Raw genomic sequence first — 10,803 nt, 5'->3', positions numbered from 1 at the left:
TTAAAACGAGAAGTTATAGCCAACGTTACCGCTGACGTAGGTAGCAGGCTGGGTGCTGACCACTGCTGTGATGAAATTGAAGGCATGGTGCTGTCCCACCCGCATATTAGCCAGCAGCTGGGCGTTGATGGCCAGTGAATTACCTGATCCTTCAGGGGTTACCAGGCTGGTATTCACGTTCAGCGCCGACAGGTTCAGCGTCGTGTTGAGGGTTTCCAGAAAAGTTTTCTGCAGGCCAAAAGTGGGGCCAATACCCTGGATGGTTCCGGTAGGCAACGCATTGCGGAAATACGACAGCGAGGCATTCAACGAGGCTTTCTGTGGCATAAAACCCATTGAGTACGTCAGGCTGGCGTTCAGAATCCGGGTTTTGCTGTCTGCGTCGGTGATGTTGGCCCGCGCACTTTGCGACCCTACGTAGGTGGCCACGAAGCTGAGCTGCGATGAGCGGGTGTCGGTTTTCGTCAGCACTTTGTTGGCATTATAACCAATGGTCTGCGACACCAGCGAGTAAGCCAGCGTGTCGATGATCTGTCCCGGCACCCGCACCAGCCGCGAGTAGGTGTCGTTCAGGAAGCGGTACGATTGAAAATTGGAGTAATTGATGCCCATCGTAAAGCCTTCCTGCAACTGGGCACTGGCTACCAGCGACCCTACGAACCGCCGCTGTTTGTTTGCTTTTTGCTTCTTGATGTCGTCTTCCTGCAAGCCCACGTTACCGCTCAGTTGCAATTTACCGCCGCGCAATGTCTGGCTGACATTGAGTGTGTAGTTGGCCAGATCATTGACAAAATAATAGCCGCCCAGCGTGGTGTAGTTGGGGTCGATGCGCTCGTAACCCGCGCCCACGATGGTCTTCGTTTTGGCGATGTTGTAATTGGCTCCCACCTTAAGTGCGTTGTATGACTCGGAAGTAGCGTTACCCCGCACAAACACGCCCGCCAGCGACCGCATCGGAACCCGTTCGTAATTGGGCGACTGGTCTTTGGTAACCACACTGTTGGCGTATTCGGCGTTGATTTGCAGGGCGTGGAAAAGCGTGGTACCGAAGTTCAGGCTAACCACCATGTTGTCTTTGGGCGTCACTACCTGGTTCATGAACCGGCGTTGGGTATCCGGAATCGTGGTAGGGTCATCCTTGGCGTTGAACAACGTCAGGCCCACCAGGTAGTTGCCGGGGTTATACCCTACTTTCAGGCCGTAGCCCATCCGGCGAAAGGTGGGGCCGGTGGTGGTAGTGTCAGTAAACTGGGCCTGCAAGAGCCGCCCGGCCATAGCCTGCACGTTCCACTTACCGGGCGTTGCTTCTACCCCCGCGCCTACAAACTGATGGCCGTTGAGGGTATACGGCGAAAACGTCATGTAATTGGTACCAATGTGCGCCGTCACCCATTTGTAGGTCGGGTGAAGACTGAGCTGATTGAACGAATATCCCTGCGAGAGCGCCAGCCGCCGGTTCGAATAGTTGAACGTGAGCGGCACGTTGATGGTCCCGAAGAAATTCAGATTCAGGTTTCCTGATAGAAAATAATTGAGAGGCCCCTCAGCGTTGGGCAGGCCCGCGTTGAAGATAGTGTTGGCCCCCAGCCCCCCGGATACCACCAGGGGTTTGGCTTTACCGATGGAACCGAGGTCTACCGATTGCGCCAGCACCGACTGACCCATCGGGCAGTTACTCAGTACCAGGCCGAGCAGCAGGCCCAGCCCATTGCGAAAATGACGTAGTTGTTGCATTAAACGAACCGATTAAATGAGCGTGATGGGCGATTATCGGGTAACCAGAATTTGTTTGGTGATGCGGACGGTAGCGGTCTGCACCGTCAGGATGTAAAGTCCGTCGGTGACCGTACCAGGCAAGCTGATCGTCAGCAGATTAGAACCATGCTTACTGTATTCCTGGCCGAAGACGCGCTGATGGCCGGTAATGGGTTGCACGGTCACCGAAAAATCCTCGTCGGCCGGGTTAGCAATGGCCAGTTGCAGGGTAGTGCCTACAGTTGGATTGCTCATCACCGTCACCTCGATCGGCGCTACATTCATCGGACGAGGAAAGCCGTTATCGTCGAGGTTAGCTTTAATGTCGATGGCCTTAGTCAGGCGATAGTCGCAATTATCGACCGTGGCTATTTCGGTGACGCTGAACGTACCTACCTGCGCAAAACTGAACTTGGCCTGATAGGTATCCTGACTGACGATGGTGCCCCCCGGTACTTCCCAGCGAATACTGGTCGGAGCAGGGCTGGTCAGGTCAATCGCCACGACTGATTTTCCGGCCACCGCCTCACTGGGCATCGTGAAGAGCTGATTGACCGTAGAGAACTGCCTGACGAGTATTGTTCCCTGCCCACCGCAACTATTTTCGTCGAGCACCGTGATCTGATACGTACCTACGCCACTGGCCTGAATGGTTGCTCCGGTCTGAGTGGTGCTGTTGGGCAGTGTCCAGACGAAGGTTTTGCCCCAGGTTAGCGAAGCCGCGCTCAACTCGAACGGTTTCGACGGGCACACCTCCTGAGTAGCCGGCAGGCCCAGTACGCGGGGTGCGGGGGCTGTCAGTGACACAACGGCTGAGGTGATAATGCACCCTTTGGCATCCTGAATGGTCAGGGCCGTTTCGCCAGTGCCGCACACGCTGAAGGCCGTTGGCGTGGTAGCCGACAGGTTCCGCCAGCTATACTGGTAGGGTGCATTACCGCCCTGCACCGTCGAGATCAACGTACCGTCGCAGCGGCCAAAGCAGGTTGGCGCAGTGTAAGCGATGCTGGTATTGAACGCCGTTGCGTTGTCGGGCACGATGGCTTCGGTGGTGGCTACGCATCCCGACGCATCCGTCACGGTGAATGTTTGCCGCCCGCCTGGTAATTTGGTCACCGTGTTGCCAGGGATCGCGTTGCCGTTCCAGGTGATGCGGTAAGGTGCTCGTCCGCCTTCGGTTTGCAGCGTCACCTCGCCCAGCGGCAGGTTGGTGCAGTAATTGGGCAGTATCTGGCTGACGGTCGTTTTCAGCAGGGCAGGCTCGGTCAATGACACGGTTGCGGAGGTCGAAATGCCGTTTGCATCGGTTATGATGGCCTCATACGTACCTGGAGCCAGGCTCGAGACGGTGAGTCCTCCGCCAATGGTCGTGGTCGTACCCTGTCTGCGCCAGCCGATTCGGTAAGCTGGGGTTGTGGTAAACGTTACCCCGCCTGTTACCGATACCGTCGCGGTTCCGTCGTTACGGCCAAAGCACGAGATCGGTGTTGTGGTGATCGTTGCCACCAGTCGAGGGGGAGCCACCAGGGTTTGAGTCTGTGCTTGTTCACATCCGTTTTTGTCTCTGACTACGGCCCGGTAAACGCCACCACCCACGGGCGACAAGCGACTGATGAGGCTCGTAGCGGTGACCGTTGTCTGTACTGGCGTGGTCAACTCGGCTCCACTGGCATCGTACCAGCGCACCGTGTATGGCCCCGTCCCACCCAATGCATTTATCTCGACGCTACCGTCTTTCGAATCAGCCGAGAGAGGTTGCTTCACCAGACTAGTCAGCACCGTCAGGGCCGTAGGTTGGTTGATTGTTACCGCTGTAGCCGCCAGCACCTCGCAATTGCGGGCATCGGTAATCCGAATGGTATACGTACCCTGATCCAGGTTGGTCAGCGTTTGGGTAGCTCCGGCAGAGAAAGCGACGGGAGTACCACCGTTCACGCTGTAGATATATCCCCCGTAGTCACTGCGGGCGTTCAAGACCAATCGGCCATCTTTTCGCCCGTTACAGGTTACGTCGGTGGCGACAACACTGCCAGAAGGCTGAGTAGGTTGCGTGATCCCCTGACTACCAGCGACCGTACATCCGATCCGGTCGGTAATGGTAAAGGCATACGTGCCCGCCGTCAAATTTCCAATCGTTGAACTGGTCAAACCGGCCGGATTAGTCCAGCGCACGACGTAAGGCGCTCCTGCGGCACCAGCGGGGTTTATTGTCACTGCCCCGTTGTTGCCCGCAAAACACGTCACGTTCTGCACGGCCGCTGTAAAGGCGACGGGCGATAATTGAATGACCTGAACGGCGTTGCTCCGTGGTTGAAGGGCACACCCCTGATTGGCGCAGGAAGCGGTATACGTACCTGTCTCTCCGGTAGTTAATGTATTTCCTGACCCGACAGCATTGCCATCACGGAACCAGGTGACTGTGCCGGTGCAACCATTCGCCGTCAGGGTGGTCTGCTGGCCAACGCACATTCCATCAGGTTTGTTGGAGGTGATCGTCGGCGTCTCAATCCGAATAATGGCCAGCGTTGCTTCGGTAGAAGTAACCGTGCCGCATGGACCGATCAGCTCGACCCGATAGGTATCATTCTGGTTGGCCAGCGTGGCTGTCAGCGTGTAGGTTGGATCGGTAGTGTTCAGCAACTGCCCATTCCGGTACCAGCGGTAGCCCGTAATGGTACCGGTTGCCGAAGGGGTAAACGTGACGGGGCTACCCTCACAGATCGTTTGCGAAACAAGTGGTGTTGTGACCTGGATAGGTACGTTAACCACCAGCATAGCCCCGGCACTGGTAAGACGTTCATTTCCGCAAGTGGCTGCTCCCGTCAATGCTACCTGATACGTTCCTGCATCGCCCGGCTGAATGGCTGCTATGGTATAAGTAGCGGCCGTGGCCCCGGCAATATCGACGCCGTTGCGTTGCCATTGGTAGCTGGTGATGGCACCGCTGGCCGTTACCGAGAATATATAGGCCTCACCTACGCATCTGGCGGCTCCAACGGGCTGGGCGGTGAACACCGGTTTGGCGTTAACCGTCAGTTCCACGCCAATGCTGGTCACCGTACCACAGGCGCCCTGCACGTCTACCCTGTATTGCTCATTATTATTGGCGCTACTGACGGTCAGCTGGTAACTAGCTGAGGTTGCGCCTGAAATAGCGGTTCCGTTACGATACCACTGATACCCCGTAATGGAGCCGTTGGCCTGCACAGCGAACGTTGCACTACTTCCTTCACAAACCGTAGTTGCCTGAGGTTGGGCACTGATCGTTACCGGCGTATTAACCACCAGAACGACCTCACTACTGACCAGTGATTCGTTATTACAGGTCGCGGCTCCGCCAACCCGTACCCGATACACACCGGCGTTGGCTGTCTGTAAATTGGTCAGCACCAGGTTAGCCGAAGTCGCTCCGGCAATATCTACACCATCGCGTTGCCACTGATATGTGCCGATGGACGTACCTGTGACAGTAAAGGTATACCCCTCACCTAAGCATTTGATTGACCCAACGGGCTGAGCCGTAATGACAGGCTTTGCATTGACACCCAAACCCACTTCACTGCTGATCGCTGTGCCACAACTACCGATCACATCGACCTTGAATTTGTCGTTGTTATTAGCGGTGCTGGTCAGCAACTGGTAGCTGGATGAAGTTGCCCCTGAAATAGCCGTACCGTTGCGGTACCATTGATACCCCGTAATGGTGCCAGTGGCTTGTACGCTAAACGTAGCATTGCTGCCTTCGCAAACTGTAGTTGCCTGAGGTTGGGCACTGATCGTTACCGGCGTGTTGACCACTAGAACAGCTTCGTTACTGACCAGTAATTCGTTGTTACAGGTTGCGGCTCCTGTGATGCGTACCCGATACGTACCTGCATTTGCGATCTGTATCGCACCTATCACCAGATTGGCTGAGGTCGCTCCGGCAATATCTACACCGTCTTTTTGCCATTGATATGTACCGATGGAAGTACCTGTGACGACGAAGGTATATCCCTCACCCACACACTTGACAGACCCCACCGGCTGAGCCGTGATAACTGGCTTGGCATTAATGCCCAAAGCGATTTCATTACTAATGATGGTACCACAGCTTCCAATTACGTCGACCTTAAATTTATCGTCGTTGTTAGCTGGGCTGGTTAGCAATTGGTAGCTGGCTGAGGTCGCTCCGTTGATGGCAGAGCCGTTACGGTACCACTGGTAACCAGTGATGGTCCCAGACGCCTGAACTGTAAACGTAGCATTACTGCCTTCGCAAACTGTAGTTCCTTGAGGTTGAGCACTGATTGTTACCGGCGTGTTGATGACCAGGGTGACTTCGTTACTGACCAGTGATGCAGCATTACAAGTCGCGGCTCCGCTAACCCGTACCCGATACGTACCGGCGTTGGCTGTCTGTAAATTGGTCAACACCAGATTGGCCGAGGTAGCTCCGACAATATCAGCGCCGTCTTTCTGCCATTGATACGCCCCGGGGTCGCCTGCTGTAACGGCAAACGTATACGCCTCACCCACACACTTGATCGCCCCTACTGGTTGGGCCGTGATGGTGGGCTTCCTGTTCACTCTCAGGCTCACTTCAGTACTGGTGACCGTTCCGCATGGGCCCTGCACATCGACCTTGTACGTATTGTTATCGTCAGTTACGGCGGTAGTCAACTGATAGCTAGCCGACGTAGCCCCGTTTATAGCCGCACCATTACGGTACCACTGATAGCCCGTGATTGTACCGCTAGCTTGAATTGAGAACGTTGCCAGGCTGCCTTCGCAACCTGCGGTAGCAACAGGCTGGCTACTGATGGTAACAGGAGTGTTCATCTGCAATACCACCTGATTGCTCAAAAGAGACTTCCCGGCACAGGTGGCGGCTCCGCTCAAACGCACCCGGTAGCTGCCTGCGCTGGCTAGAGAAAGGGGGTTAAGTAGCAGCTCGGCCGAGGTAGCCCCCACAATGTCATTCCCATCTTTTTGCCACTGGTACGAACCCACGTTTGTTCCTGAAACAGAAAGGGTGTACCCCTCTCCCACGCACTTAGTGGCTCCAGTAGGCTGAGCCGTGATCAGGGGCTTGGCATTCACGCTCAGCGTCACTTCAGTGCTGGTCAGGTTGCCGCAAGCCCCCTGCACCTCCACCTTATACTTGTCGTTATGGTTGATGAGGCTACTAGTCAATGGATAGCTGGCGCTGGTAGCCCCCGCGATGGCTGTGCCGTTGCGATACCACTGATAGCCATTAATAGTCCCGATAGCCTGCACCGTAAACGTAGCATCACCTCCCTCGCAGACTGTAACAGCCTGAGGTTGAGCAGTGATGGCAACCGGTGTATTGACCACCAGTACCGCCGCATTGGTGTGTAGCTGGGTGGCATTACAACTGCCCGATCCGGTCACAACCAGAACATAACTACCCGGATCGCAGGTGGCGCACAGATCGGTCAGCGTTAGCCGAGCGGTTGTCGCCCCGCTAATGTTACCCGCTTCATCGGCCAGAACAGTTCCATCTTTCTGCCATTGGTAGGTAGCGTCGCCAGTAACGGTTGCCGTAAAGCTGTAATTGTCACCTACGCACCGGGTGGCCCCCACAGGCTGGAGCGCGATGACAGGTTTGGCGCTGACAGTCAGTGTCACCTGATTGCTGGTAAGAGTGCCACAGGGGCCAATTATGTCTACTTTGTATTGTTCGTCGTTATTGGCGATGCTGGTCGTCAGTTGGTAGCTGGCGCTAGTGGCTCCATTAATGGCTGTGCCATTACGGTACCATTGGTAGCCTGTAATGCTGCCCGTAGCCTGTACGGAGAACGTAGCGTTACTCCCTTCGCAAACCTGCTGGACGGTGGGTTGTGTGGTAATTGTTACCGGGGTGTTGATCGTCAGCGTAACGGCATTGCTGACAGCCAATTCACTGTTACAAGTCGCAGCTCCGGTAACCCGCACCCGATACGTACCCGCGTTACTAGTCTGTAAATTGGTCAGCACCAGATTGGCTGAAGTCACCCCGGCAATATCAACGCCGTCTTTCTGCCATTGATATGATCCGATAGACGTACCTGCAACGGTGAAGGTATAGGCCTCGCCCACGCACTTGGTAGCCCCCACCGGTTGAGCCGTAATGACGGGCTTGGCGTTGACGCCCAGGGCCACTTCATTGCTGGTCACCGTGCCACAGCTACCGACCACGTCGACCTTAAATCTGTCATTGTTATTGGCGTTACTGGTTGTCAGTTGGTAGCTGGCAGCCGTTGCCCCTGAAATAGCCGTGCCATTCCGGTACCACTGGTAGCTATTGATGATCCCAGAAGCCTGAACTGTAAACGTTGCCGTACTCCCCTCGCAAACAGTAGTTCCCTTAGGTTGAGCACTGATCGTTACCAGTGTGTTGATGACGAGAACAGCCTCGCTACTGACGAGCGATTCAGTACTACAAGCCGCGGCTCCGGTGATGCGCACCCGATACGTACCGACATTGTTGGTCTGCAAGTTGATCAGTACAAGATTGGCTGAGGTCGCCCCGGCAATATCGATACTGCCTTTCTGCCACTGGAAGGAACCGGCATTGCTGGCCGTGATGGACAACGTATATGCCTCACCCACGCATTTTGTAGCACCCATAGGCTGGGCCGTAATGACGGGCTTAGCGTTGACGCCCAGAGTTACTTCCTCACTAGTCACCGTGCCACAGCTACCAATCACGTCGACCTTAAATTTGTCGTTATCAATGCTGAGACTGGTAGTGAGTTGATAGTTGGCTGAGGTTGCCCCTGAAATAGCCGTGCCGTTGCGATACCACTGATAACCTGTGATAGTACCATTGGCTTGTACACTAAATGTAGCGTTGCTTCCCTCGCAAATAGTAGTCGCCTGAGGCTGGGCACTAATGGTTACCGGCGTATTGACCACTAGCACAACCTCACTGCTAACCAGTGATTCATTATTACAGGTAGCGGCCCCGGTGATGCGCACCCGATACGTACCTGCGTTGCCAGTCTGTAAATTGGTCAGCACCAGATTGGCCGAAGTCGCCCCGGCAATATCAACGCCGTCTTTCTGCCATTGATATGATCCGATAGACGTACCTGCAACGGTGAAGGTATAGGCCTCGCCCACGCACTTGGTAGCCCCCACCGGTTGAGCCGTAATGACGGGCTTGGCGTTGACGCCCAGAGCCACTTCATTGCTGGTCACCGTGCCACAGCTACCGACCACGTCGACCTTAAATCTGTCATTGTTATTGGCGTTACTGGTTGTCAGTTGGTAGCTGGCAGCCGTTGCCCCATTGATAGCCGCGCCATTCCGGTACCACTGATAAGTCGTAATGGTGCCGTTGGCTTGTATACTAAATGTCGCATTGCTTCCCTCACAAACAGTAGTGGCTTGAGGCTGGGCCCTGATGGCAACCGGCGTATTGACCACTAATACAGCCGCGTTAGTGCGTAGCTGGGTGGCGTTGCAACTTCCCGTTCCAGTCACGACCAGTACGTAATTACCCGGATCACAGGTGGCACACAAGTCGGTCAAAGTCAGCCGGGCGGTTGTTGCCCCGCTAATGTTACCAGCTTCATCAATCAGATCAACGCCATCTTTCTGCCACTGGTAGGTAGCGTCGCCGGTGACGGTGGCCGTAAAACTGTAATTGTCCCCTACACACCGGGTGGCCCCCACGGGCTGAAGCGTGATAACAGGCTCGGCACTGACCGTCAGGACTACTTCATTGCTTGTCACTGTGCCGCAGGGGCCCTGCACCTCTACTTTGTACCTCTCATTGTTGTTGGCCGCATTGGTAGTGAGTTGATAGCTGGCCGACGTAGCCCCATTGATAGCCGCGCCATTACGGTACCATTGGTAGCCTGTAACCGTCCCGTCTACCTGTATTGCGAAGGTTGCTGTGCTGCCTTCGCACACTTGCTGGGCGGCGGGCTGTGTATTGATCGTTACCGGGGTGTTCACCAGCAATACCGCTGCACTTGTCGAAATCACTGTTGCAGCACAGGCATCTACGCCTTCAACGTCGAGCACGTAACTGCCCGGATCACAGGTAGCGCACAAGTTCGTTAAGGTCAACTTGTTTGTTGTCGACCCACTGATATTACCTGCCTCGTCGATCAGGTCAACCCCATCTTTCAACCACTGATAGCCTCCGGCATTTGTCGCCGTGACGGTGAATGTATAATTGTCACCTACACACTTGGTCGCCCCTACCGGCTGAAGCGTCACAGTTGGTTTGGCCGTCACTTCCAGCGTTACTTCATCGCTGGTAACAGTGCCGCAGGAACTCGTTATCGCTACTTTGTATTTATTGCCGTTGAGCGTGTTGTTGACTCTCACCAGGTAGTCTCTGCTGGTTGCCCCGTTAATGAGTACTCCGTTGCTAAACCATTGGTAACTGCTGACAATGCCACTTGTCTGCACCGTGAACGTAGCAATACTGTTTTCGCACACCTGCTGATTGGTGGGTTGGGTAGTAATGGCAACCGGCGAGTTTACGATCAGCCTGGCCGCATTGCTTCTCACAGTCTGCCCCTGACAAGCACCCGTGCCCGTTACGACCAACACATACTCGCCCGGATCACAGGTGGCGCACAAGTCGGTTAACGTTAGTTCAGCGGTGGTTGCGCCGCTAATATTACCCACCTCATCAATCAGGTCGACGCCGTCTTTCTGCCACTGGTAGGTCCCCAAACCAGTATTGGTCACCGAGAATGAATAGGTATCACCAACACATCTGGTGGCTCCAACGGGCTGTTTGGTGATTGCCAACACGCATTGGGCCACCCCCTGCTGCATCCAGATAAAACAGAACAGCATGACTAGGAGTAAGCGTATGACGTAACCCGCCCCTCGATTATGTGTAGGTAACGAACGTAAATCAGCAGGCGAATCCTGACTGATTTGGCAGTGAACAAGTAGAGGAGGAATCATAATTGACGTAGCTAGTTGATCAGATGAAGCGATCTGATTTAACTACGCCAAACCTATTGACTCACTACCGACAGCCCCCTATTCGAACGGGTAGTTTTGCGGCCAAATTCAAAGACTACCCGAACGGGT

2 protein-coding genes are annotated in these 10,803 nt (G+C 54.9%); both read right to left on the bottom strand.

Going from position 1 to position 10,803, the window contains the following annotated elements; translation table 11 throughout:
- A complete protein-coding gene (locus tag J2I46_RS06285; RefSeq protein WP_207328149.1) occupies window positions 1-1,734 on the bottom strand; it encodes a hypothetical protein in 1,734 nt (577 codons plus the stop codon).
- A 33-nt stretch (window positions 1,735-1,767) separates the two neighbouring features.
- Entirely contained in the window at window positions 1,768-10,560 is an 8,793-nt protein-coding gene (locus J2I46_RS06280) for an immunoglobulin domain-containing protein (RefSeq protein WP_207328148.1), read from the bottom strand.
- Between the last annotated feature and the right edge of the window lie 243 nt (window positions 10,561-10,803).

Origin of the sequence: Fibrella forsythiae, assembly GCF_017353175.1 — a bacterium.
GTDB lineage: Bacteria > Bacteroidota > Bacteroidia > Cytophagales > Spirosomataceae > Fibrella > Fibrella forsythiae.
This window is presented reverse-complemented; position numbering and strand designations above follow the sequence as displayed.

Excerpts from the sequence above, each read along its gene's own strand:
- J2I46_RS06285 (WP_207328149.1), bottom strand. The coding sequence starts at position 1,734 with ATGCAACAACTACGTCATTTTCGCAATGGGCTGGGCCTGCTGCTCGGC.
- J2I46_RS06280 (WP_207328148.1), bottom strand. The coding sequence starts at position 10,560 with ATGCTGTTCTGTTTTATCTGGATGCAGCAGGGGGTGGCCCAATGCGTG.